Here is a 23,425-nt window from a genome sequence, read left to right on the forward strand (position 1 = left end):
TTATTTTCTTACTGGCATTTGAAGCATAGCTTTACTTTTGTCAGCCCATGGTAGATAATCTTTCGACACATGTTTGATCGTTAGCACATTGCTTTCTATGTCGTGCTGGTTTTGCACATCATATATAGCTAAGGCTATAGCTGCTAATACTTCTGACGGTATATTATTATTACTCATAATACTAATTCGTTTAGAGATTATAGAGGCAGGTTGTCATGCTTCTTAGAAGGATTGACTTGCTTTTTAGTTCTCAGTTGTTCCAAAGCGCGGATAACGCGGAAACGAGTATTTCTCGGTTCTATTACGTCATCAATATATCCATAGCGTGCAGCGTTGAAAGGATTACAGAATAATTTGTTGTATTCTGCTTTCTTTGCAGCAAGTGCTTCAGCCGGATTCTCAGATTCTTTGATTTCTTTCGCGTAAAGTACTTCTGCTGCTCCATCGGCACCCATAACTGCGATTTCGGCAGTAGGCCATGCGTAGTTGATGTCGCCACGAAGTTGTTTACAGCTCATTACGATGTGTGAACCTCCGTAAGATTTACGTAGAGTAACTGTTACTTTAGGTACTGTAGCTTCTCCATATGCATAAAGAAGTTTTGCGCCATGAGTAATTACACCGCCGTATTCTTGACCTGTTCCAGGAAGGAATCCAGGTACGTCTACCAATGTCACCAACGGAATATTGAAAGCATCGCAGAAGCGTACAAAACGAGCTGCTTTGCGTGAAGCGTTGATGTCTAGTACTCCGGCAAGGTATTTAGGTTGGTTAGCCACGATACCAACAGATTGACCATTCATGCGGGCAAAACCAATTATTATGTTCTTAGCATAGTTTCCATGTACTTCAAGGAATTCGCCATTGTCGACAACCGCACCGATTACTTCAAACATATCGTATGGTTTATTCGGATTGTCAGGGATGATTTCATTTAGTAAATCCTCCATTCTGGCAATTGGGTCTGTGCATTCTTTGCGAGGAGCTTCTTCCATATTGTTTTGAGGAAGGAAGCTATATAAGTGACGGATCAAAGATAATCCATCATCTTCGTTTGCTACAGAGAAATGAGCAACCCCCGATTTGGTAGTGTGTACGCTTGCTCCACCAAGCTCTTCTTGTGTTACATCTTCTCCGGTAACAGTTTTTACCACTTTAGGTCCTGTAAGGAACATATAAGATGTGCCTTCTGTCATCAAGACGAAGTCTGTCAAAGCTGGTGAATATACAGCTCCACCGGCGCATGGGCCGAAGATTCCTGATATTTGAGGTATTACACCCGAAGCTAAGATATTACGTTGGAAAATTTCTGAATAGCCGGCAAGAGCGTTAACTCCTTCTTGTATACGTGCGCCTCCCGAGTCGTTGATACCGATTACCGGAGCACCTACTTTCATCGCCATATCCATTACTTTACAGATCTTTAATGCCATAGTTTCGGAAAGTGATCCTCCTATAACAGTAAAGTCTTGAGCGAAGACATAAACAAGACGACCTTCGATCGTACCACAGCCTGTTACGACTCCGTCTCCAAGAAATTTTTGTTTGTCCATTCCGAAGTTTGTACTGCGATGTTCAACGAACATGTCAAATTCTTCGAAACTGCCTTCATCCAATAAGATGGCTAAGCGTTCGCGTGCAGTATACTTGCCTTTTGCATGTTGAGCTTCTATTCTCTTTTCTCCTCCACCGAGGCGTGCCTTTGCGCGGAGCTCTATCAGCTCTTTTACTTTTTCAAGTTGGCCCATGTTTTAATATTTTAGATTCTAATTAAATTATAGGATAATGCAAAAATGACTTTACTTCATTGTGGGTTTAATGAGTAAAGTCATCTTCTTATTTATTTTTTTGGAGTCTCACAAAGTTCTGTAAGAACGCTTCCTGTTGATTTCGGGTGAAGGAATGCGATATCAAGACCTTCAGCACCACGGCGAGGGGCTTTGTCTATTAGTTGAACTCCTTTAGCTTCTACTTCAGCTAAAGCGTTTGCTACGCCGTCTTGAACACACCATGCAATGTGGTGAATTCCTTCTCCTTTTTTCTCAATAAATTTAGCAATTGTGCTGTCTGGACTTGTCGGTTCAAGCAGTTCGATTTTTGTTTGGCCTACTTTAAAAAAAGCGGTCTTTACTTTTTGATCTTCAACAACCTCTATGCTGTAGCATTTTAAGCCTAAAACTCCTTCATAATAAGGAAGTTGTTCTTCGATGCTTTTCACAGCAATACCTAGATGTTCAATGTGCGAAATATCCATGTTATATTTGAATAAAAAGTTATTATTTAGTTCGCCCCAAAGGTACTATTAAAATATAAGACAACGAAATTAAAATTATAAAAAAACTTGTGTTATGCACAAAAAATAAGAAACTGTGCATTTATGGAAATATGTTACAGTTTATATTGATATTGTGGTTCTTGTAGTTGTGCTACGTAGCAATATATCCATATTTAGTACTAATTGCTATGTTATTAATATTGATTGTATATTGCCTATACTCATATCCCTTTTATATCAAATAGATAATTTTGTGAACAATGTGTTATAGATGGTTGTTATAATATGACCTATTGTTCCATCTTTTAAAATGATATTGCTATGAGACTTAGAGATGTTTTGAAGGTAGGGGATATATTATATAGAGTTGACCCCAAAAAGTTGTCTATAAAGGTATTTAAGATTGACTCTCCTGACGAAGTTGTAAATTTTACGACGACCAATTATGAGGACTTTTCCGTAACGTGTGAAAAGAAACGATTCTCTTTGCCTTTCGATAACTTCCCGTTTGAGTTTAAAGGACTTATATATTTCCAGAGTGAAGATGAAGCGAATAACTTTATAAAAACTCAAATAGGATTATAGTTGTTTAGTTTATACAATTGCTATTGTATTATAATACAAAAAGATTATCCCGACCGGGATAATCTTTTTTGTTTTTATGCTTTACGCTTCTTATTCTTGTCTCGAAATCTTACCACTTCCGGATATTGACTGATCTATTTGTGGGTTACCTTTGTACTTAACACTACCACTACCAGAGATACTTACGTCTAGATATTTGTTGGCATATACAAAAAAGTCTCCGCTCCCAGATACCGAACATTTAACAGAGTCGGCAACCAGATCTGTAGCTATTACTTTACCGCTACCTGATATTCTGGAGTCTATGTTTGTTACTTTCCCTTTTGCATCTACATCGCCCGATCCCGATACTCTTGTTGATAATGAATGACATATAAGGCTGTCTATAATGATGTTGCCACTCCCTGATACAGACACATCTAATTTTGATGTTTCTAACTTGCCTTTTAGGTGAGCTTTCATAGAACCGCTGATGCTTAGGCTTGTCAGGTCTTTCGAGTTAGTATATATCTTGTATGTTGTAGGGCTTATATTTTCCTTGCTTTTGAACGATAGCACGTCACCATCTGTTTTTATTATCAACAACGGATAAATATTTTCATCAGTTTCTACACGCACATATGGTGCTACGTCGGGCTTTTGTTCATAAACGAGTTCACCGCCTCCACCAAATTCAATGGCTTTATAGTCAGATATACTAACTTCGTTTTCTACTATTGTTCCGTTACCTCTTACCGAATTGAAGTTACAAGACTGGGCAACAAATATTAATAAACTAATGCTGATTGTGTATAAAATAGATTTCATTTCTATAATAATTTAAAATTGTTAACTTATAGATATGACGGCATAACTATGTTTTTGGTTACAGAAAAAATCAAAAAAAATTAAATAATTTTATTTTTAATGAAAAATACAACCAGCAGCACCCATCCTGCAATCATAAACATGCCTCCGATAGGGGTAATGGGACCTAGAAATTTTAAGTTCACATTCCAATATTCGGAGAAGGCTAGAAAATAAATACTAAACGAAAATAAGAATACACCCACAATGATGGAGATAGCAGCCCACTTCTCGAGTGAGGATGTGAAAGATAGAGTCAGGCCTATTATCAGCAATACAATCGCATGATACATTTGATAACGCACCCCTGTATCGAAGCTCGCTAGCTTATCGGGAGTTAGCATCGCCTTGAAGGCATGTGCTCCAAAAGCTCCAAGTATAACAGATATAGTACCGTATATACTTGCTGCAATTAATACGAGTTGCTTCATTATCTTTTATCTATAGGTATGTATTCACGAACATCAGCTGCATTTTTATATGCAGGACGGATGATTCGTTTTTGCTTAAAGTTTAGTTCTTCAATGCGGTGTGCTGTCCATCCTACAATACGAGCCATAGCAAACAACGGAGTATAAATTTCCTGCGGAAGACCAATCATATCGTATACAAATCCGGAATAAAAGTCCACATTGGCACATACCTGTTTGTTAACATTTTTCCCTTTCGTTTCCATGAAGTTGAAGATCGCCCGCTCTTCTAATAAGGTGTAGAAATTATACTCAGCTTCACGGCCTTTCTCGATTGCCAAATCCCGGGCCATTTCTTTCAGGAGAACAGTGCGAGGATCTGATATGGTATATATAGCGTGCCCGATACCGTAAATAAGCCCGGTGCGGTCATAAGCTTCTTTGTTCAATATCTTACAAAGGTAATTGTCTATTTCTTCAACGCTGGTCCAGTCTTTAACCTCACTCTTGATAGTTTGTATCATGTCTATAACCTTCAGGTTTGCTCCTCCATGAAGAGGACCTTTCAGTGAGCCTATGCCTGCGGCAATAGTAGAATATGTATCGGTTCCTGTAGAGCTGGTTACGCGTACCGTAAATGTAGAGTTGTTCCCTCCACCGTGGTCGGCGTGTACCATCATGGCAAGATCTAGTATCTTTACATCCAGTGGAGTGTAGTGGCGTCCTTTCATCATGTAAAGGAAATTCTCGGCAAGAGAAACATCCGGCTGAGGGTGTCTTATATGTAACGACTTACCTTGTCCATGTCGTATGGCATTATGTGCATAGGCTACTATGGTAGGGAATGTTGCAATCAGATTGACGGATTGCTTGATTAGGTTTTCGGGAGTCGTATCGTCCGGATTCTCATCGAAAGTGTATAGTTCGAGCACGCACCTTGATAAATAGTTCATGATGTCTTTTCCTACCAAGTCTAATATATGCATTACGATTTTAGGATTCAAATCCATAGTTCTGCTTATTACACCCGAAAACTCTTTTAGTTCTACTTTGCTTGGCAGATTACCCGATAGAATAAGATAAACGACTTCTTCAAATCCTAGTCGGTCTTCTTTTTGAGCTCCTTTTACTATATCTTCAAGGCTAATTCCCCTGTATATCAGCCTTCCCGGTATAGGCGTCAGATTTCCCTCAGCATCACGTTCGTACCCAACAACGTCACCTACCTTTGTGAGACCAACAACAACCCCTGTATGGTCTTCATTTCTAAGTCCACGTTTTACATTGAAAGTTTTGAAAAGTTCATTGTCAATGTTGCATGTTGTTTCTACTGTTTTTGATATTTTTTTTATTGTTTCACTATCTTTTAATCTATCCATAATATCTGGTTTTAACTGTTTGTCAATGGTACTTATTAGGAACAAAAAATTATTCAAATAGGTTCTTGAATAGGAGAAATATATTTAGAATACTATATCGCAATTTTTTTCTGTTTCGTCTATTTTTGCTCCTAAAGTTTTGTAAAAGGATATCGCAGGCTTGTTCCATTCAGAAACTTGCCACCTTAACCTGTCGCACTTCTCTTTCTCGGCATGTTTGATAACTGCATTGATGAGTAGCGTGCCGATTCCCTTCCCTCTATATTGTTCTTTTATGTAAAGGTCATCCATATATAAGGATTTACCCACCCATGTGTAATATGCAAAGAAAAAAGTAGCATATCCTATAATCCTATCATTTTCGTCTCTGGCTGTAAAACCATGAAGGAATTCTTTCTCGGATATCATCTTTTCTACCGAATTTTTCATCTTTTCCGGTTGGTTCTGGAATGTTGCAAATTCAAGAAAAAGAGCAACTAGTTCTTCAAAATCATTCTCTTCAATATGTTTTATTGTTATCATATTTGATCCTTACTCTGTGAAGTTATCAACGGTTTTATCTTCCTGCCAGTTGTATTCTATTCTTTTTGCTATTTCTCTTGCTTTTTCTAGCCCCTTTATGTCTGCTATAAAGCCTAAAGCCATATCTATTCCTGCGCTAATACCTGAAGATGTATAGTATTTGCCATCTACGACCCATCTGGCTTGTTTTATCCAAATCACTTTGTCGGAGCTTTGTTTTACCCAATCGAAAGACCGTTTGTTCGATGTTGCTTTTCTTCCGTCCAATAGACCCGTCTTTGCCAGTAAGGCACTTCCTGTACAGACGGTGATAACAAATTGGCTTTTGTTTGCCAGATGTTTAATTGTATCAATAAAGCCGGAGTTGTTTATTTCATCCCTTGCGCCCATTCCTCCGGGAAGAAATAATACTTGATCGGAGATAAACTGATCAAGTTTTTCTGTCGCGATGTGTACATTGTCTTGATTCGAAATCAAACCGCCATCCAGAGAATAGTATTTGATTTCCCATTCGTCTGCTTTGCCAAAAACTTCCACAGGACCAAATACGTCAAGGGTTTCAAAGTTGTGAAATAGTACAACGTTTATGATCATTGCTACATTGTGTTTCTATGTAAAAGGTGACAAAAGTAACAGGTTAATGATGTTCTCGTAATGTCACCTTTTACTATTATGTGTAACTTTATAATGAGATAAATAAAAATTATTTTTGTTTCATATAGTTCAGGGCACTACCGGCTTTAAACCAAGCTATCTGCACCTCATTATATGTATGGGCAACCTCAAACGATTCTTTTGTGCCATTCTTGTGTGTTAGTTCAACAGTCAGGTTCTTTCCGGGTTTAAATTCGGAGAGTCCGATTATGCTGATTTTGTCGTCTTCCTTTATTTTTTCATAGTCATTCTTATCCACAAAGGTAAGTGCCAGCATCCCTTGTTTTTTTAGATTTGTTTCGTGTATACGAGCGAAAGACTTAACAAGTATAGCTTTTACATTCAAGAAACGAGGCTCCATCGCAGCATGTTCACGAGAAGATCCTTCTCCATAATTTTCTTCTGCAACAACAACAGACCCTAACCCCTCGGCTTTAAACTTACGAGCCAATTTTGGAACAGGAATATATTCGTTCGTTTCCTGATCAAGTACTGCATTTGTCTTATCGTTGAAAGCGTTTACCGCCCCAATGAGCATATTGTCGGAGATGTTATCCAAATGTCCTCTAAATCGAAGCCATGGTCCCGCCATCGAAATATGATCCGTTGTACACTTTCCTTTTACCTTGATCAGAAGAGGTTGTTCTATAATGTCTTTGCCATTCCATGCCGCAAATGGCGCTAATTCTTGAAGTCGTTGTGAATCTTTTGCTATGCTGATTTCGATATCCGATCCATCTGCAATTGGTGCTAAAAATCCGGACTCTTTCAATTCATATCCCAACGGAGGTAATTCATATCCTTTTGGCTCTTCCAATTTTACTTTCTCCCCCTCACTATTTACTAAGGTGTCAGTCATAGGGTTGAAACAAAGATCACCGGCAATGCTCAATGCGGCAACAATCTCAGGAGATGTAACAAATGCGTGTGTATTTGGGTTTCCGTCGTTTCTTTTTGCAAAGTTCCTGTTAAAAGAGGTGACGATAGAATTCGCACGCTCAGGGTCTTTGCTTTCACGTTTCCATTGTCCTATACATGGGCCGCAGGCATTCGCCATTATGGTAGCGCCCACTTCTTCGAAGGCCGGAAGTATGCCGTCTCTTTCGGCTGTATAACGTACTTGTTCCGATCCGGGATTGATAATGAATTGTGCTTTAACTTCTACATGCTTTTGCTTTGCGTCTTTTACGATTGATACTGCTCGTGATAAGTCTTCATATGATGAGTTTGTACACGACCCAATCAAACCCACCTCCATTTTTTGAGGATAGCCTTTTTCTTTCACTACTTTGGCAAATTCCGAAATCGGATGAGCTGCGTCGGGAGTGAATGGCCCATTTACGTATGGTTCGAGTGTCGATAGGTCTATTTCTATCACCTGATCGAAATATTCTTTCGGATTGTTTACTGTTTCTGTATCCGGTTGAAGATACTCGATTACTTTATCTGCCAGTTCAGACACATCGGTGCGTTCTGTTGCTTTCAGGTAATCTGATGATTTTTTGTCGTAAGGGAAGATGGATGTTGTTGCCCCTACTTCTGCTCCCATATTACATATCGTTGCTTTTCCCGTAGCAGATAGCGAGCTCGTTCCATCTCCGAAATATTCTATAATAGCATTTGTGCCACCTTTTACGGTAAGTATTCCTGCCAATTTTAGTATTACATCTTTTGGTGAAGCCCACCCGGATAGCTTTCCTGTGAGTTTTACACCGATCAGCTTAGGCATTTTTAGTTCCCAAGGCATCCCTGCCATAACGTCTACTGCATCGGCACCACCCACGCCTATTGCTATCATGCCCAATCCTCCAGCATTAGGAGTATGAGAGTCCGTTCCTATCATCATACCTCCCGGGAAGGCATAGTTCTCGAGTACTACTTGGTGTATGATACCGGCTCCCGGTTTCCAAAAGCCGATGCCGAATTTATTAGATACGGCACTCAGAAAGTCATATACTTCTTTGTTTGTTACTTCGGCCGTGTTCAGGTCTTCTTTTGCCGATTTATGAGCTTGTATCAGGTGGTCGCAGTGTACTGTGGAAGGCACAGCTACTTTTGTTCGTCCTGAGTTCATNNGCAACCCTATCGGGTGAAAAGTTTACATAATCGGTGGCACGGACATAGTTTTTTAAAGGCTCATCTGTTGATAGGTGAGCGTATAGGATTTTCTCGCTAAGGGTTAATGGTCGCTTAAGAATCTTCTTTGCTTCATCAACTTTTTTGGGGTAAGATTCATAGAATTTACGAATCATCTCTATGTCAAACGTATTACTTTTCATCGATCATTGTTTTTTTAGTTATGTCCAAATACCTAGAATAACAAAAATAATAAAAATGTTCTATTATGTGACGTCTTTTATATAGAAAGATTATATTGCGCATAGATAAAGTAAGCTAAAATTGAATATCTATATATAAATGTAAGATGTGGATAAAATCGTTGTTTTTAGATAATATGGAATAGTTGTATATTAAACCTCGGTCTTTTAAAAAAGTCTAAGAATTTTAGTTAAAGGCTTATTTTAGCAGGATTTTCTTATTTTTGTAGCTCTAAACAATTTTATGGCATGAAGAATATCATCTTTATATTAATTCTATTATTCGCAACATTATCTATAAAGGCTCAGTCTTCCTCAGAAAAACTCATTAGAGAAGGGGTTAGCCTTCATGATAAGGGGCGTTATAAAGAAGCCATATCTTCTTATGAAGAGGCATTGAAGGTAAATCCTTCGTCAATGTCTGCTGTTTACGAAATGTCTTTGTCTTATTTGAAGCTTAATAATTATGAGCGTGCTGTAAGCTTAAGCTCAAAAGTTATTAATGCCAACTTTCAGCCTTTACTTATGGATGCCTATATTGTAAAGGGTACGGCACTGGCTAATATGGATAAGATGAGCGATGCAATTAAAACGTTGAACGATGCGGTTGTCAGATGTGGAGATGAGTATTTGCTACACTTCAACCTAGGACTCTGCTACTTCAATAGCAAGGACAATAAAATGGCTGCGCATCACTTGCGTAAAGCGATAGAAATAGATGCAACACACTCGAGTGCATTCTTGTTGTATGCTTATGCCTTGAACGACTTGGATCAGTGGGTGCAGAGTTTTTATGCATTCCATTTCTTTTTATTGTTGGAGCCCAATACCGAAAGATCGAAAGATGCTTTCAGTGAGATGCTGGATATATTGAATGCCAAACTAGAACCCGGTTCAGTAAGGTTGACTCCCGAAGATGGCATAGACCGTGAATGGCTCTATAAGAATATACAATTGAAGAAACCGCAAGGTACGGATAGTGCCTCTGAATATTCTTATTTTGTAGAGGCTTCTAAGCTGATATTCTTTACTATAGCGCAAATGCAGAATGACTCTCAAAGTGGATTGTTGTGGTTTTTCTTTGTTCCTACCTATGAAGAAATCTTAGGTTCGGGACATTTTGATACTTATTGCCGCTATGTGAGTGTCGCTTATTTCCCCGAATCGCTTACATGGTGGGATAAGAACAAGACGCAGGTTGATAATTTCATCGAATGGTTCGAGCATGGTCAGGGTGAAGCCGATGAAGAAGCCGATTTTGGTGATGATTCGGATTTAGAATAATAGGGTAATTGATATTTGGAAGATTTATAGTAAATGTCACGGGAGGCAGAAGAACAACTTATAAAGAGGCTTCACGAGCCCAAAACTCAACAGGCGGCATTTGCCGAACTGATGAAGGAGTATAGTGAGCCTTTGTATTGGCATATACGAAAAATCGTATTGAGCCATGATGATACGGATGATGTCTTGCAAAATACATTTATAAAAGTATGGACAAGTATCGAAAACTTCCGGGGAGACTCCAAATTGTCTACCTGGCTTTATCGTATAGCTGTTAATGAGGCTATTACATTTCTCAATAAGCAGCGATCTCTGAACAATGTTTCGATAGATGATGCAGATACGTTCTTGTTGGGTAAGCTCGAAGGTGATGAGTACTTTGACGGAGACGAAGCTCAACTGAAACTACAGAAAGCTATTCTTCTTTTACCCGAGAAGCAGCGTATTGTTTTCAATATGAAATATTTTGATGAAATGAAATATGAAGATATGTCTGAAATTTTAGAAACCTCTGTGGGTGCGCTAAAAGCGTCTTATCATCATGCGGTAAAAAAAATAGAGGAATTTTTAACAACGGAGAATTAAACCTTTTATCTAAATAATAGTCTATAATACAGATAAGGAATCTAAAGATTAAACAATCATGTTGGATAAGTTTGACAAAAGCAAAAAACCTTTTAAAGTTCCCGAAAATTACTTCGAGAATTTTAATAACAGGATAATGGATCAACTGCCTTCTAAGGAAGAACCAAAGGTAAAGACTGTTCCGTTGTGGAAGAAGGCATTGCCTTGGACAGCAGCTGCGGCAGCAATTGTTGGTATTTTGTTCTCAGTTGGTGTTTTTGACAAAAACAATATGCCTTCGGATAAACAATATGCCAATCAAAAGACGGATATGACCGGAGAAACTATTGCATATACCAGCGCTCAGGACGAAGAGGATTACTATCTTTTTTTGCAGGATGAGGTAAGAAAATCTCAATTTAAGGAAATGTTATATAACTATTAATAATGAATACCGATATGAAGTTGAAAAGTATTCTGGTTTTGTTGTTGCTATTCTGTTTTACGTTTTCAGTTGCAGCCCAGAATAGATCAAGACAAGGTGGAGGACGGTTCGATATACAAGCATTCAACCAGAAGAAAGCAGAGTATTTAAAAAAAGAACTTAACTTAACAGATGCGGAAGCTAAAGCATTTTTGCCGTTGGAAGCAGAGTTTTCAATGAAGAAATATGAAGCTAACCGTGAGGCACGAAGAGAGACCCGCGAACTGAAGCGTAAAAAAGACAAAACGGATGCAGATTATAAAAGAATTGTTCAATTGAATTTGGAATCGGAACAAAGGGATTCTCAGTTACAAATCGAATATTATAAGAAGTTTGCAAAAGTACTGTCGGCTGAGAAGTTGGAAAAGTATAGATCAGTTGATATTCGATTCAAAGAAGACGAATTGAAGCGCCACAGGGAAAGATTCAATTCCGGTAGAGATTCGGATTAAAAGTAAAAAAATAATGACATAAAGTTTGGTTTATTGCAAATAATGTATACTTTTGCTTTTATAAAAATAAAATTATGAGCAATAAATTTCATCATCATCATTATAGTGTTACTCCCGTTGGGTAAGTAAGTATATTGATGTGGTGTTTGCCAAAATATAGAAGAGCTTGCCTGATAGAGGTAAGCTCTTTTTTTGTTGCTGGAAAATAATATAAAATTAATATATCATGGTATTAAGAATTGCTGTTCAGTCGAAAGGTCGGCTATTTGAGGAAACGATGGCGCTTTTGCAAGAAGCCGGTATTAAACTGAATAATATTAAGCGTACGCTGCTTATTCCTGCGAAGGATTTTCCCGTAGAGATTCTCTTTTTGCGTGACGATGATATCCCGCAAGCTGTAGCTACGGGGGTTGCCGATATCGGTGTGGTAGGAGAAAATGAATATAGGGAAAAAGCTGAGGCGGCGGATGTCGTAAAAGGCTTAGGATTTAGCAAATGCCGCTTATCGCTGGCTATTCCAAAGGATGAAAAATACGAAGGTGTGCAATGGTTTGAAGGGAAGAAGATAGCCACATCTTATCCTCATATCTTAAACCAGTATTTAGCAGAACAGGGTATTAAATCAGAGATTCATATTATTACCGGATCGGTAGAAATTTCGCCTAGTATAGGTCTCTCAGATGCTATTTTTGATATAGTGAGCTCCGGAGGGACATTGGTAAGTAATCGTCTGAAAGAGGTTGAGGTTGTAATGCAATCGCAAGCCTTATTGATAGCAACAAAAAACTTGCCACAGGAGAAAAAGGATATCCTTGACGAACTAATATTCAGGATAGAAGCTGTTCAGAGTGCAGAAGGGAAAAAATATGTACTTCTGAATGCACCCGAAGATAAGCTTGAAGAAATATTTGATATCTTGCCGGGGATGAGAAGCCCTACAGTTACCCCACTAGCTACAAAGGGTTGGTGTTCTGTTCAGTCGGTTATAGAAGATAAACGTTTCTGGGAAGTTATTACCAAATTAAAAGCATGTGGTGCTGAAGGCATTATTGTATTACCTATAGAAAAAATGATTTTATGATAGAAGTTTCAGATGATATTGTATTATATCCATTGTCTGTAGATGACATCTTTAAGATATTTAATACGCTCAACAACGAGAGAGAATATATGCGTGAATGGTTACCGTTTGTAGATGCTACAAAAGAAGCGGAAGATACGGGTAATTATGTGAGATATGTATTGCAGACTGCCGACAAACAATTTACTATATACTATAAGGATCAGTTTGTAGGACTGATTGGTTTCAAAGATACGGATACCGATAATAAGAAGACAGAAATAGGATACTGGTTGTCTCAATATGCTCAAGGTAAGGGTATCATGATACAATCGGTTGCTAAACTTATAGAACATGCCTTTGGTGAACTGGATATGAATCGTATTCAGATAAAGGTTGCTGTAGGTAATGATAAGAGCCGCCGTATTCCAGAAAAGCTTGGCTTTCACATGGAGGGTATAGAGCGTGACGGCGAATTGTTGGTAGATAATGTGTTTACTGATATAGCTGTCTACAGCTTGTTGAGGAAAGAATATAAGAAGTAAATTATGCAGATAATAAAATATCCTTTACGTAGCCAGTGGGCAGAGATACTGGCTCGTCCTGTTTTCGATACTTCAGCATTGAACAGCACTGTTAGTTCTGTACTCGATGATATAAAAGAAAGAGGAGATCAGGCTGTCTTTGAATATGAAGAAAAGTTTGATAAAGTGAAACTTCTCTCTCTGGCTGTTTCGGCACAAGAAATTGCAGAAGCTGAGAATTTAGTTTCTCAGGAATTAAAGGAAGCTATCAGACAGGCAAAAGAGAATATCGAAATATTTCATCGTAGTCAGATATTTGAGACGAAAAAAATAGAGACAAGCAAAGGTGTCACCTGTTGGCAGAAAACCGTTGGTATAGAAAAAGTAGGACTTTATATTCCGGGGGGGACAGCTCCTTTGTTTTCTACAGTGCTGATGCTTGCTATTCCGGCTAAAATTGCGGGCTGTAAAGAAATTGTCCTTTGCACTCCTCCCAATAAAGAAGGTAATATACATCCGGCTATATTGTATGCGGCAAAAGAGGCTGGTGTAGATAAAGTCTTTAAAGCGGGAGGGATACAGGCTATTGGCGCTATGGCTTACGGTACGGAATCTGTGCCTAAAGTATATAAAATCTTCGGACCCGGAAACCAGTATGTGATGGCTGCGAAACAGCTTGTAAGCCTCAGAGATGTAGCGATAGATATGCCGGCAGGGCCATCCGAGGTACAAGTGATTGCAGATGAGACATCCATACCTGCATTTGTTGCTGCTGATTTATTGTCGCAGGCAGAGCACGGAGCAGATAGTCAGGTGATATTAACAACAACCAGTGAATCGCTTATCTCCGAAGTTCTGCACGAAATAGAGCGACAATTGTTTGAGCTTCCTCGTCGTGAGATTGCACAGAAGTCATTAGAAAACAGTAAGCTAATCCTATTAAAAGATAATAGGGAAATTATAGATATAACCAACGAATATGCACCCGAACACCTTATTATAGAAACAGCAGACTATGCAGATATTGCAGACGAAATAGTAAATGCAGGTTCTGTTTTTCTTGGAAATTATACGCCGGAGAGTGCCGGAGATTATGCTTCAGGGACAAATCACACGTTGCCTACTAATGGTTATGCTAAGGCTTATAGCGGCGTAAATCTGGATAGTTTTGTGAAAAAGATAACTTTTCAGAAGATTACAAAAGATGGTATTCACAATCTTGGCAAAACGATTGAAGTAATGGCAGAGAACGAACAATTGTTTGCTCATAAAAATGCAGTAACTTTACGGCTAAAGGACAAAGAAAAATGAAATCATTTAGTTTATTGGTTACGATCGTACTATTGGTCGGCTGTTCGGCTTTTGAGAAAACAATCAATAAGGCTCAGTATGTAAATGCGCACAAGGTAATTTACGAAAAATATTTTGGGGAGAGAGTTGAAATACGAAACAAGGTTCAAATAGCCAGATTAGTTGATATCATAGGCTCAGCACAGAAGGAAGCTCTAGACTTTATTCCGAAAGATCAGTTTGTGTTTATTGGAAGTAAAGATACTATCTCTATACAACGAAATGGAGCATTGCTGAGAGACGGAAATGGTACATATCGCTTAGGTGCTTACATGTCGACAGAACTAAATAAACTGTTAGAAAAATGATTCAGGCCAGAATTATAAAATATGGTACAGCAGACTATGATAAGATGGTTGCTCTTCGTTATAAAATATTGAGAGAACCGCTCGGACTTACATTTTCTGCTGGATATCTCGAAAAGGAGAAAGAGGATATGCTCTGTGTTTGTGAAAATGAAGGGCAGATTGTAGGTTGTTGCATTCTTACGCCAATAGATAAAACGGTAGTTCAATTGCGTCAAATGGCAGTAGATCATTCGGTTCAAAAAAAAGGAATAGGAGCAGAGTTGCTCTTGTTCGCAGAAGAGTCTGCAAAAGAAAACGGATTTGATAAGATTGTATTGCATGCCCGAAAAGTTGCGATAGGATTCTACCTGAAATATAATTATGATATAGTTGGGGATGAGTTTGAAGAAGTAGGTATTCCTCATTTTGAAATGCAGAAAATACTGTAAACATACCAAGAAAAATATTCGTATAAAGACATATATAAATTGAATAATGATGGAAAACGAAAAAAAACAAGTACTGGAAACAGTCTTAAAATATGTAGATATTACATTAACTCCTTTTGGAAAACCTCAACGTACAGTTATAGATATAGAGAAGAGAGATCCGATGTATGATGGTAATGGCGTTGTGTATATGCTGTCTATATTCGAGAAAGGAGAACTGGTGAATAACCGTATCGGTACTTACATGGTTCTGTTAAATAAAGGTGATCAGGCAGGGTTTCATGAGCATGGGACTAAAAAAGAACAAGAATTATATGTGTTGGTTCATGGTGAAGGTGAATATATAGAACGTGAAGGATTGGACAAAATTACTAGAAAGTTCAACCTGAAAAAAGGAAACGTAACATCTATTCAGGGAGATAATAATTATCACTCTATAATCAATACGGGGAACGAGCCTCTGATCGTATTTGTTGTGACTACATATCAGCCTAATATATAAATAACTTTAACTCATAGAGCCTTTTGTTAAAATATTATTTATATTTATTGGAATTAATTGATTGTCTAATTATAAAATCTGTTTTATCATGAATAAAAGAATATTGATGCTAGCGGGCGATTTTGTTGAGGATTACGAATTGATGGTTCCTTATCAGGCACTGGTAAGTGTAGGATTCCATGTAGATGTAGTATGTCCGGGTAAGAAAGCCGGAGAACAGGTTGCTACGGCAATACATGATTTTGTAGGATTTCAGACTTATGCAGAGCTGAGAGGTCATAACTTCACATTGAACAAGACTTTTGATAATGTAAAACTTGAAGATTACGCAGGATTGTATATTACAGGAGGACGAGCTCCTGAATATATTCGTCTCGATCCTAAAGTAATAGAATATACAAAGTATTTCTTCGAAAAAAATCTGCCTGTTGCAGCTATTTGCCACGGTATACAGGTGCTTACTGCCGCAGATGTGGTTAGAGGAAAGACGCTTACCTGCTATGTAGCTGTAGGGCCTGAAGTAAAGTTGGCCGGCGGTAATTACAAAGATATTCCCGCTACCGAAGCTATTACAGACGGTAATCTGACTACCTCCCCTGCATGGCCCGGACATCCGGCTATACTAAAAGAGTTTTATAAACTTCTTGGAGTTAAAATTGAATTGTAAATTATAGAAGTATAAGAGAATGGGAGTGCTCAAAAGTGTATTCTTCTTTTTTGAGCACTCTTATTACTCTAATATATAGCAGTGCTCGCTGCGTAGTTAAGTTAAATAAATAAGATAAAAGACATCTAAACTAAACAGTTTAAAGGAATGAATTTACAGCAGCTTGTGCGCAAGAATGTATGGAATATGAAGCCTTATTCATCGGCCAGAGATGAATTTAAAGGAGAAGCATCTGTGTTTTTAGATGCGAATGAAAATCCACTGAATGATAAGTATAATCGCTATCCCGATCCTTTACAGTGGTCTTTGAAACAAAAAATAGCTAAGGTAAAAAATATAGCTCCCGAAAATATTTTCTTAGGTAATGGCAGTGATGAGCCTATCGATTTGGTTATTCGTGTCTTTTGCGAACCTCGCATTGATAATATTGTTGCCGTTGATCCTACTTACGGGATGTATCAGGTTTGTGCAGAGGTGAACGATATAGAGTATCGGAAGGTATTGCTGAACGAAAACTTCGATTTGGATGCTCAGAAGCTGCTCGAAAAAACAGATCGTAATACAAAGTTGATATTCTTATGCTCTCCTAACAACCCTACAGGAAACTTGTTGAGCAGGGAAGAAATCAAAAAGGTATTAGATTCTTTTACGGGTATTGTAGTCGTTGATGAGGCTTATATAGACTTTGCTTCTGAAGCGACATGGCTGAATGACCTTGATAAATATCCTAATCTGATAATTCTGCAAACATTCTCTAAAGCATGGGGATTGGCTGCTGTACGTCTAGGTATGGCTTTTGCTTCGGCTGAGATAATTAAGCTGTTCAATAAGGTTAAGTATCCATACAATGTAAATATTTTGACTCAAAATTTTGTTGGAGATGAATTAGACAAACTCGAATTAAGAAAGCAGTGGATTGCGACCTTGCTCGAAGGACGAAATTATCTGATAAATGAGTTGCCAAAATTACCTTTTGTAGAGAAAATATATCCCACAGATGCCAATTTTATATTGGTAAAGGTTGAGGACGCCAATAGCCTGTACAAGCAATTAGCAGATAAAGGTGTAATTGTTCGCAACAGGAACTCGGTCTCTTTGTGCGCCGGATGTCTGCGTATAACAGTAGGTACTGATAAAGAAAATGAGATGTTAATTAAAACTTTGCGAGCGTTATAAACATAAACATATCAATAGAGAGGGAAATCCGATCTAAAAGCATATACAATATATTATAATGAAAAAGAAAGCTCTATTTATAGACCGTGATGGTACATTGGTTGTAGAACCACCGATAGATTATCAACTGGATAGCCTCGATAAACTTGAGTTTTATCCAAAGGTTTTTCGTAACCTTTATTTTATCCGAAAGAATCTCGATTTTGAATTTGTGATGGTTACCAATCAAGATGGATTGGGTACCCCATCCTTTCCCGAGGATACATTCTGGCCGGCACATAACAAAATGCTTAAGACGCTGGAAGGAGAAGGAATTGTATTTGAAGACATCCTTATTGATAAAAGTTTCCCTGAAGATAATGCCCCAACACGAAAACCTCGTACAGGTATGTTAGGAAAATATATGACAGGTGATTATGATCTTGAGCATTCTTTTGTGATTGGAGACAGGCAAACAGATGTTGAGCTAGCAAAAAATCTAGGATGTAAAGCTATATTTATGCAAGATGAGTTTGTTTTGCCTGATGAGCTAAAGGATATATGTGTGCTTCAAACTACCGACTGGGACGTTATCTCTGAGTTTTTGTTTGCCGGAGAGCGCAAAGCAGAAGTGAAAAGAACGACCAAAGAAACAGATATATATGTTGCACTCAATCTGGACGGAAAAGGACATTGTCAGATATCTACAGGTTTAGGCTTTTTCGATCATATGCTTGAGCAAATAGGAAAACATTCGGGGATGGATCTTACCATACAAGTTAAAGGTGATCTGCATGTAGACGAGCATCATACGATAGAAGATACTGCTATTGCTTTAGGTGAAGCCATATATAAGGCATTAGGAGATAAAAGAGGCATAGAACGTTATGGCTATAGCTTGCCTATGGATGATTGTTTGTGTTCTGTTGCGCTTGACTTTGGAGGTCGGGCTTGGTTGGTTTGGGATGCAGAGTTTCATCGCGAGAGAGTAGGGGATATGCCTACCGAAATGTTCCTGCACTTTTTCAAGTCTTTGAGCGATTCGGCGAAAATGAACCTCAATATAAAGGCAGAAGGCGCGAATGAGCATCACAAAATAGAAGGCATTTTCAAGGCATTGGCCAGAGCTTTGAAGATGGCGAAGAAGAGAGATATCTTCAATTACGAACTACCTTCTACCAAAGGCGTGATTTGACTATTTAATGTGAAATTGATGCAATAAATAAAGTAAAAGCCTGTTTTTAAAGGTACATTAACTACTCATTTTTCATTTTTTGTGTAAGTTTGCACCAATGAAAAAATATACAGTATTTCTTTTCTTATTTCTTTTCGCTTCTCTTGTTGCGGAAGCACAAAACAAGAAAGCTTTACAGTCTCCCGCAATAGTGGAGAAAGCGGATTCTATATCTGCAAGTCTTGGTAAATTGCCTCCGAGTGGACGAAAAATAGATACAGTAAAAGTAGAAGTTCCTAATATATATGTGTGGAAAATAACACCACGTTTGGGAGAACGTATATTTATTCCTCGCGATTCGGCTGTAATAGATTTTCATAAAAGTATGTTAGTGGATGGGAAAGGTGTAGCCATTGGCTATTTGGGCAATGTAGGCTCTCCTTTACAATCCAAAATATTCTTTGAACGTCCCGAACCTTCCCGTTTTATTTTTCAAGATCCGGTACGTGCATGGCGAAAAGGGCCGGAGGATCAGGTGTTCTATAATACTAAAGTGCCTTACTCTGAGATTAAATATCAAAGTGGAGGTGGTGGAGAAAGTGCTGAAAATCGTTTTCAGGGAGAGATATCTATGAATATGGGTAAAAAACTGAATGTCGGTTTTGATTTTGACTATATCTATTCTCGTGGATTTTACAATTCTTTGTCAAATAAAGGAGTAAGTTATGACTTCTATGCCAGCTATATAGGTGACAAATATAAGATGCATGCTTACTTCCAGAATAATAATTTTACTATTATCGAGAATGGTGGTATATCCGATACATTATATATTTCAAACCCTGACCATCCCAATGTAGTAAATAATGGAAACTTCAAAGGGAGTTCGTTGGATATTCCTACACGAATGCAGGATACTTGGAACAGACTCAGAGGTCGTAATCTGTATGTGACTAACAGATATGATCTGGGTGATGATACAGAAACATATCCTGTAAATGATAGCGTGATGGGAACACGCAAAAAGAAGGACTATGTTTCGTTAGCAAGTGTGATCTTTACAACGCACTATACAGATCAACGTCGCAGATTTAATTCAAACTATAGTAATATAGCGAATGTATATACCCCACAGCTTTGGAATGGGGAGAAGGGCTGGACTACTCTTTCGGATCCGAAGTATGAAGCGAATATTGATGATTATATGTCATATTATTCTTTCAAGAATACATTGGCATTAGCGATGAATGAAGGCTTCCGGAAATGGACGAAATTTGGTTTAACAGCCTTCATTGAGCATGATCTGCGTAAATATTCTATGCCTTTTTTAGGTATCGAGGAATCAGGGACTATGTATGGTCTTCCAGGTGCATCGATGAAGGAAAGTGAATATTCATTGCTTGTAGGAGGAGTCTTAACGAAGGAAAAGGGGAAGTTTTTAAGATATAGGGCTACAGCCGAAAAAGATTTACATAATAGCGATTACAGGCTCGAAGGAGAAATTACTACTCGATTGAATTTCAGAAATAAAGACTTTTCGGTAAAAGCTAATGCTTATATAAAGAATATAAGTCCAAGTTTTTTTCAGAACAATTTTTCATCTAAGTATTGGAACTGGAAGGATATGGGTTTGAAAGATACCCGTCGTGTTTATATAGGCGGAGAGATTGTTTTTCCAGAACTGTCATTTTCTCAGACTCGGATAAGTGGAGGTGTTGAAAATATAACAGGTCTTATATATTATAATCAGGAGAAGAGAATAGCTCAAAGCAATGAGGATATACATGTGATAGCTTTACGCCTCGATCAGAATTTCAGATCCGGGATTTTTCACTGGGATAATCAGGCTGTATATCAATACACCAAGAGTGAAGAAGCATTACCTTTACCTCAATGGAGTTTGTATTCAAATATATACCTGACTACTAAACTGGCTAGAGTATTGACATTGCAATTGGGCGCAGATGCTTATATTCATGCAAAATATCATATGCCGGGCTACGAGCCTTTGACTATGCAGTTTTATAATCAACAAGATATGAAACTCGGTGAATTTCCTGTTGTGAGTGCTTATCTGAACCTTCATCTAAAATATACTCGCTTTTTTGTTATGATGTATAATGTAGCAGAAGGGATGTTTGGTGCGGAATCATTCTCTTTATATCGTTATCCGGTAAACCCTCGGGTTTTAAAATTAGGAATTTCATGGCAATTCAATAATTAGTAAAATTATGAAGAATAAGGCTTTCTTATCGGTTCCCATAATTGTTATTATTCTGATTTTTGTTTGGATTTTTATACGGAATAATGCTACAGATAAGAATTTTCGTGACTATTCTCAGATTCAGCACGAAGGAGTACTCCGCGTAGTTACAGACTATAACTCTGTTGGCTACTTTGTGTTAGGCGATACGATTGCTGGCTTCAATCACGACCTTATTGAATTATTACAGGAGAATATTCCTTTAAAAATAGATATTCAGCTAGAATCTAGTATAGATAAAAGTATGGATGGATTGAGAACAGGAAAGTACGATATTGTGGCTAGGAATATACCTGTTACTTCAGAGCTGCGCGACTCTGTAAATTTCACAGAAGCCATTGCTCAGAACAGACAGGTGTTGATTCAACGTAAAAAAAAGTATAATGATAATATAGATCCGATTAGGAGTCATTTAGACCTGGCTAAGAAAACGCTTTATGTTCCTGCTAAGTCTCCGGTTATCCTTCGGATACAAAACTTGGCGCATGAAATAGGGGACACAATATATATAAAGGAAGATCCGGCCTACGGCTCCGAACAGCTGGCTATGATGGTAGCATCAGGAGATATCGATTTTGCAGTTTGCGACGAAAAGGTAGCAGCTAATATTGCCAAGACATCGCCCGAAATAGATTATTCAACTTTTGTAGGTTTTACTCATTTAGAGGCCTGGGCTGTGAGGAAAAGCTCCCCTGTCTTGCTTGATTCTCTGAATGTTTGGATCAGTCGTATAAAGGGGACGGAAGCATATAATAAAATATACAAAAAATACTATAATTGAGTTTTTTTTAGCGCTATTTTAGTAGAACTAATAGAGTTTGTTATTCATCATTGAAAAATACACCATGCGAATATAAAATTTTTCTGCATTTTTATATGCTGTTTCAAGAAAAATGATTAAAATTGCTAAGTGGACTTTGCAATGACATAAAAAAAAGTTACCTTCGTCGGGGTTTTAAGGAATATCGAGTGGAATCTTTTTTTCGGACACATAAGTATTTAGTTGAACATCTTTTCGAAGATGCAACTCCCAGGCTGTTAATGCAACAGATTGACTGGTCGCGCCGTTTGATTGGAATCAAGGGGGCGAGAGGTGTCGGGAAAACTACATTCCTTCTGCAATATGCTAAAGAGTTCTTTGAGCTAGACAAACGAGACTGTTTATATATCAATATGAATCAGTTTTATTTTACAGTCAGAACAATCTTTAGTTTTGCAAAAGAGTTCGTAGAAAAAGGAGGTAAGACGCTTCTACTTGATCAGGTATATAAGTATCCGGGGTGGTCTAAAGAATTGAGAGAATGTTACGAATGTCTTCCTCAATTGAAGATCGTATTTACAGGCTCTACTGTGAACAAGCTCGGAGAAGATGCAGAACTGGCATCTATTGTAGATGTATATAATTTAAGAGGTTTTTCCTATCGGGAATTCTTAAATATTCAATTTGGAAAGAATTTCAAACCGTATGGTTTGGATGACATAATAAATAATCATCGTGAAATAGCAGAGAATATATTCTCAGAGATCAACCCTTTAGAACATCTATGGGGTTATATACATCACGGTTATTATCCGTTTTTTCTTGAAAAAAGAAATTTTTCGGAAAATTTACTCAAAACGGTAAATATGATGTTGGAGGTAGATGTGTTGTCTATCAAACAAATAGAGATGTCTTATTTGCCCAAATTAAGAAAATTGCTGTATCTATTGTCTTTGTCTGCACCGGGCAAACCCAATATCAGCCAATTGAGTACCGACTGTGAGATATCCAGAGCTACAGTGACTAATTATCTGGAATATTTGCGTAGTGCCAGATTGATAAATATGCTTTATAGAGAAGGAGAGGAGTTTCCAAAGAAACCCGACATGGTCTATATGCATAATACGAATCTGATTTTCCCTCTGAAAATATCAGATGTGAATGATCAGGAGCTGCGTGAAACATTTTTCTACAATCAGGTGCATCACAGCGATAGCAAATTGAAGAAAGGAGCTAAAAGCGGAATGTTTATTGTCGAAAATGATGACAAGAAATATAAATTTAAGATAGATGGTCAAAAAACCAGAGGCAAACATAAACCGGAGATGCTTTACGTAATAGCAAATCTAGAGAGGGGTGATAGAAATATTATTCCTTTATGGCTGTTTGGTTTTTTATATTAAAAGAATAAGGAGCTGATAATTGAAAAGTTGTCAACTTAGCCAAATCAAAAAAATGTAA

25 protein-coding genes and 1 pseudogene are annotated in these 23,425 nt (G+C 37.8%); 17 read left to right on the forward strand and 9 right to left on the reverse strand.

What is annotated here, in order from left to right; all coding sequences use genetic code 11:
- The 3 genes from B3P17_RS05745 to mce form a co-directional block, all read right to left on the reverse strand.
- The gene (locus B3P17_RS05745) at positions 1-177 is read right to left on the reverse strand and encodes a hypothetical protein (protein ID WP_167755417.1); all 177 of its coding nucleotides are present in this window, start codon (positions 175-177) and stop codon (positions 1-3) included.
- 20 nt (positions 178-197) lie between these two features.
- The gene (locus B3P17_RS05750) at positions 198-1,748 is read right to left on the reverse strand and encodes an acyl-CoA carboxylase subunit beta (RefSeq protein WP_006842411.1); all 1,551 of its coding nucleotides are present in this window, start codon (positions 1,746-1,748) and stop codon (positions 198-200) included.
- Between the two features lie 92 nt (positions 1,749-1,840).
- The gene (gene mce / locus B3P17_RS05755) at positions 1,841-2,254 is read right to left on the reverse strand and encodes a methylmalonyl-CoA epimerase (RefSeq protein ID WP_006842412.1); all 414 of its coding nucleotides are present in this window, start codon (positions 2,252-2,254) and stop codon (positions 1,841-1,843) included.
- A 342-nt stretch (positions 2,255-2,596) separates the two neighbouring features.
- Between mce and B3P17_RS05760 the strand changes: the two genes are divergently transcribed.
- Entirely contained in the window at positions 2,597-2,860 is a 264-nt protein-coding gene (locus tag B3P17_RS05760; protein ID WP_135103804.1) for a hypothetical protein, read from the forward strand.
- A gap of 90 nt (positions 2,861-2,950) precedes the next feature.
- Here B3P17_RS05760 and B3P17_RS05765 read toward each other — a convergent pair whose 3' ends face one another.
- From B3P17_RS05765 to B3P17_RS05790, 6 genes and pseudogenes are all read right to left on the reverse strand, one after another.
- On the reverse strand, positions 2,951-3,667 hold the full coding sequence (locus B3P17_RS05765; RefSeq protein WP_252637694.1) for a head GIN domain-containing protein: 717 nt from the start codon (positions 3,665-3,667) through the stop codon (positions 2,951-2,953).
- Between the two features lie 80 nt (positions 3,668-3,747).
- Positions 3,748-4,137 (reverse strand): DUF423 domain-containing protein, encoded by a 390-nt coding sequence (locus B3P17_RS05770; protein ID WP_252637695.1) that lies wholly within the window; start codon positions 4,135-4,137, stop codon positions 3,748-3,750.
- Positions 4,137-5,495, reverse strand: coding sequence for a citrate synthase (locus B3P17_RS05775; RefSeq protein ID WP_135103807.1), 1,359 nt, complete (start codon positions 5,493-5,495; stop codon positions 4,137-4,139). Before B3P17_RS05775 ends, B3P17_RS05770 begins: the two co-directional genes overlap by 1 nt.
- 84 nt (positions 5,496-5,579) lie before the next feature.
- On the reverse strand, positions 5,580-6,017 hold the full coding sequence (locus B3P17_RS05780; RefSeq protein ID WP_252637696.1) for a GNAT family N-acetyltransferase: 438 nt from the start codon (positions 6,015-6,017) through the stop codon (positions 5,580-5,582).
- A 9-nt stretch (positions 6,018-6,026) separates the two neighbouring features.
- Entirely contained in the window at positions 6,027-6,611 is a 585-nt protein-coding gene (locus B3P17_RS05785; protein ID WP_252637697.1) for a DJ-1/PfpI family protein, read from the reverse strand.
- 109 nt (positions 6,612-6,720) lie between these two features.
- Positions 6,721-8,950 (reverse strand): annotated as a pseudogene (locus B3P17_RS05790) (aconitate hydratase).
- A 288-nt stretch (positions 8,951-9,238) separates the two neighbouring features.
- Between B3P17_RS05790 and B3P17_RS05795 the strand changes: the two are divergent.
- The 16 genes from B3P17_RS05795 (at position 9,239) to B3P17_RS05870 (ending at position 23,367) form a co-directional block, all read left to right on the forward strand.
- Positions 9,239-10,273, forward strand: coding sequence for a tetratricopeptide repeat protein (locus B3P17_RS05795; protein ID WP_006842420.1), 1,035 nt, complete (start codon positions 9,239-9,241; stop codon positions 10,271-10,273).
- 33 nt (positions 10,274-10,306) lie between these two features.
- Positions 10,307-10,858 carry an RNA polymerase sigma factor gene (locus tag B3P17_RS05800; RefSeq protein WP_252637699.1) on the forward strand — a complete coding sequence of 184 codons (552 nt, stop codon included), beginning with the start codon at positions 10,307-10,309 and terminating at the stop codon, positions 10,856-10,858.
- Between the two features lie 58 nt (positions 10,859-10,916).
- On the forward strand, positions 10,917-11,282 hold the full coding sequence (locus tag B3P17_RS05805) for a hypothetical protein (RefSeq protein WP_252637700.1): 366 nt from the start codon (positions 10,917-10,919) through the stop codon (positions 11,280-11,282).
- A 2-nt stretch (positions 11,283-11,284) separates the two neighbouring features.
- Positions 11,285-11,773: a hypothetical protein gene (locus B3P17_RS05810; RefSeq protein WP_252637701.1), complete on the forward strand. Its 489-nt coding sequence runs from the start codon at positions 11,285-11,287 to the stop codon at positions 11,771-11,773.
- Between the two features lie 226 nt (positions 11,774-11,999).
- The gene (gene hisG / locus B3P17_RS05815; protein ID WP_252637702.1) at positions 12,000-12,854 is read left to right on the forward strand and encodes an ATP phosphoribosyltransferase; all 855 of its coding nucleotides are present in this window, start codon (positions 12,000-12,002) and stop codon (positions 12,852-12,854) included.
- Positions 12,851-13,378 carry a GNAT family N-acetyltransferase gene (locus tag B3P17_RS05820; RefSeq protein ID WP_252637703.1) on the forward strand — a complete coding sequence of 176 codons (528 nt, stop codon included), beginning with the start codon at positions 12,851-12,853 and terminating at the stop codon, positions 13,376-13,378. The genes hisG and B3P17_RS05820 overlap by 4 nt, the downstream gene beginning before the upstream one ends.
- Positions 13,379-13,381: 3 nt before the next feature.
- Positions 13,382-14,668, forward strand: a complete 1,287-nt coding sequence (gene hisD / locus B3P17_RS05825; protein WP_252637704.1) for a histidinol dehydrogenase — start codon at positions 13,382-13,384, stop codon at positions 14,666-14,668.
- On the forward strand, positions 14,665-15,015 hold the full coding sequence (locus tag B3P17_RS05830) for a hypothetical protein (RefSeq protein WP_252637705.1): 351 nt from the start codon (positions 14,665-14,667) through the stop codon (positions 15,013-15,015). The genes hisD and B3P17_RS05830 overlap by 4 nt, the downstream gene beginning before the upstream one ends.
- Complete coding sequence (locus B3P17_RS05835; RefSeq protein ID WP_252637706.1) at positions 15,012-15,443, forward strand: GNAT family N-acetyltransferase; 432 nt, start codon at positions 15,012-15,014, stop codon at positions 15,441-15,443. Before B3P17_RS05830 ends, B3P17_RS05835 begins: the two co-directional genes overlap by 4 nt.
- A 46-nt stretch (positions 15,444-15,489) precedes the next feature.
- A complete protein-coding gene (locus B3P17_RS05840) occupies positions 15,490-15,945 on the forward strand; it encodes a hypothetical protein (RefSeq protein ID WP_291104311.1) in 456 nt (151 codons plus the stop codon).
- 88 nt (positions 15,946-16,033) lie between these two features.
- The gene (locus B3P17_RS05845; protein ID WP_252637708.1) at positions 16,034-16,612 is read left to right on the forward strand and encodes a DJ-1/PfpI family protein; all 579 of its coding nucleotides are present in this window, start codon (positions 16,034-16,036) and stop codon (positions 16,610-16,612) included.
- 147 nt (positions 16,613-16,759) lie between these two features.
- On the forward strand, positions 16,760-17,788 hold the full coding sequence (hisC, locus tag B3P17_RS05850) for a histidinol-phosphate transaminase (RefSeq protein WP_252637709.1): 1,029 nt from the start codon (positions 16,760-16,762) through the stop codon (positions 17,786-17,788).
- A 58-nt stretch (positions 17,789-17,846) separates the two neighbouring features.
- Positions 17,847-18,962, forward strand: coding sequence for a bifunctional histidinol-phosphatase/imidazoleglycerol-phosphate dehydratase HisB (hisB, locus tag B3P17_RS05855; protein WP_252637710.1), 1,116 nt, complete (start codon positions 17,847-17,849; stop codon positions 18,960-18,962).
- Positions 18,963-19,059: 97 nt separating this feature from the next.
- Positions 19,060-21,165 carry a putative porin gene (locus B3P17_RS05860; RefSeq protein WP_252637711.1) on the forward strand — a complete coding sequence of 702 codons (2,106 nt, stop codon included), beginning with the start codon at positions 19,060-19,062 and terminating at the stop codon, positions 21,163-21,165.
- A 7-nt stretch (positions 21,166-21,172) separates the two neighbouring features.
- Positions 21,173-21,985 (forward strand): transporter substrate-binding domain-containing protein, encoded by an 813-nt coding sequence (locus B3P17_RS05865; protein ID WP_252637712.1) that lies wholly within the window; start codon positions 21,173-21,175, stop codon positions 21,983-21,985.
- A 188-nt stretch (positions 21,986-22,173) separates the two neighbouring features.
- Entirely contained in the window at positions 22,174-23,367 is a 1,194-nt protein-coding gene (locus B3P17_RS05870; RefSeq protein WP_252637713.1) for an AAA family ATPase, read from the forward strand.
- Positions 23,368-23,425: the final 58 nt, after the last annotated feature.

Source organism: Dysgonomonas sp. UBA7630 (assembly GCF_002483985.1).
In the GTDB taxonomy this organism is placed as follows: Bacteria; Bacteroidota; Bacteroidia; order Bacteroidales; family Dysgonomonadaceae; genus Dysgonomonas.

Coding starts and splice junctions, on each gene's coding strand:
- B3P17_RS05745 (WP_167755417.1), bottom strand. CDS start 177: ATGAGTAATAATAATATACCGTCAGAAGTATTAGCAGCTATAGCCTTA.
- B3P17_RS05750 (WP_006842411.1), bottom strand. CDS start 1,748: ATGGGCCAACTTGAAAAAGTAAAAGAGCTGATAGAGCTCCGCGCAAAG.
- mce (WP_006842412.1), bottom strand. CDS start 2,254: ATGGATATTTCGCACATTGAACATCTAGGTATTGCTGTGAAAAGCATC.
- B3P17_RS05760 (WP_135103804.1), top strand. CDS start 2,597: ATGAGACTTAGAGATGTTTTGAAGGTAGGGGATATATTATATAGAGTT.
- B3P17_RS05765 (WP_252637694.1), bottom strand. CDS start 3,667: ATGAAATCTATTTTATACACAATCAGCATTAGTTTATTAATATTTGTT.
- B3P17_RS05770 (WP_252637695.1), bottom strand. CDS start 4,137: ATGAAGCAACTCGTATTAATTGCAGCAAGTATATACGGTACTATATCT.
- B3P17_RS05775 (WP_135103807.1), bottom strand. CDS start 5,495: ATGGATAGATTAAAAGATAGTGAAACAATAAAAAAAATATCAAAAACA.
- B3P17_RS05780 (WP_252637696.1), bottom strand. CDS start 6,017: ATGATAACAATAAAACATATTGAAGAGAATGATTTTGAAGAACTAGTT.
- B3P17_RS05785 (WP_252637697.1), bottom strand. CDS start 6,611: ATGATCATAAACGTTGTACTATTTCACAACTTTGAAACCCTTGACGTA.
- B3P17_RS05795 (WP_006842420.1), top strand. CDS start 9,239: ATGAAGAATATCATCTTTATATTAATTCTATTATTCGCAACATTATCT.
- B3P17_RS05800 (WP_252637699.1), top strand. CDS start 10,307: ATGTCACGGGAGGCAGAAGAACAACTTATAAAGAGGCTTCACGAGCCC.
- B3P17_RS05805 (WP_252637700.1), top strand. CDS start 10,917: ATGTTGGATAAGTTTGACAAAAGCAAAAAACCTTTTAAAGTTCCCGAA.
- B3P17_RS05810 (WP_252637701.1), top strand. CDS start 11,285: ATGAATACCGATATGAAGTTGAAAAGTATTCTGGTTTTGTTGTTGCTA.
- hisG (WP_252637702.1), top strand. CDS start 12,000: ATGGTATTAAGAATTGCTGTTCAGTCGAAAGGTCGGCTATTTGAGGAA.
- B3P17_RS05820 (WP_252637703.1), top strand. CDS start 12,851: ATGATAGAAGTTTCAGATGATATTGTATTATATCCATTGTCTGTAGAT.
- hisD (WP_252637704.1), top strand. CDS start 13,382: ATGCAGATAATAAAATATCCTTTACGTAGCCAGTGGGCAGAGATACTG.
- B3P17_RS05830 (WP_252637705.1), top strand. CDS start 14,665: ATGAAATCATTTAGTTTATTGGTTACGATCGTACTATTGGTCGGCTGT.
- B3P17_RS05835 (WP_252637706.1), top strand. CDS start 15,012: ATGATTCAGGCCAGAATTATAAAATATGGTACAGCAGACTATGATAAG.
- B3P17_RS05840 (WP_291104311.1), top strand. CDS start 15,490: ATGATGGAAAACGAAAAAAAACAAGTACTGGAAACAGTCTTAAAATAT.
- B3P17_RS05845 (WP_252637708.1), top strand. CDS start 16,034: ATGAATAAAAGAATATTGATGCTAGCGGGCGATTTTGTTGAGGATTAC.
- hisC (WP_252637709.1), top strand. CDS start 16,760: ATGAATTTACAGCAGCTTGTGCGCAAGAATGTATGGAATATGAAGCCT.
- hisB (WP_252637710.1), top strand. CDS start 17,847: ATGAAAAAGAAAGCTCTATTTATAGACCGTGATGGTACATTGGTTGTA.
- B3P17_RS05860 (WP_252637711.1), top strand. CDS start 19,060: ATGAAAAAATATACAGTATTTCTTTTCTTATTTCTTTTCGCTTCTCTT.
- B3P17_RS05865 (WP_252637712.1), top strand. CDS start 21,173: ATGAAGAATAAGGCTTTCTTATCGGTTCCCATAATTGTTATTATTCTG.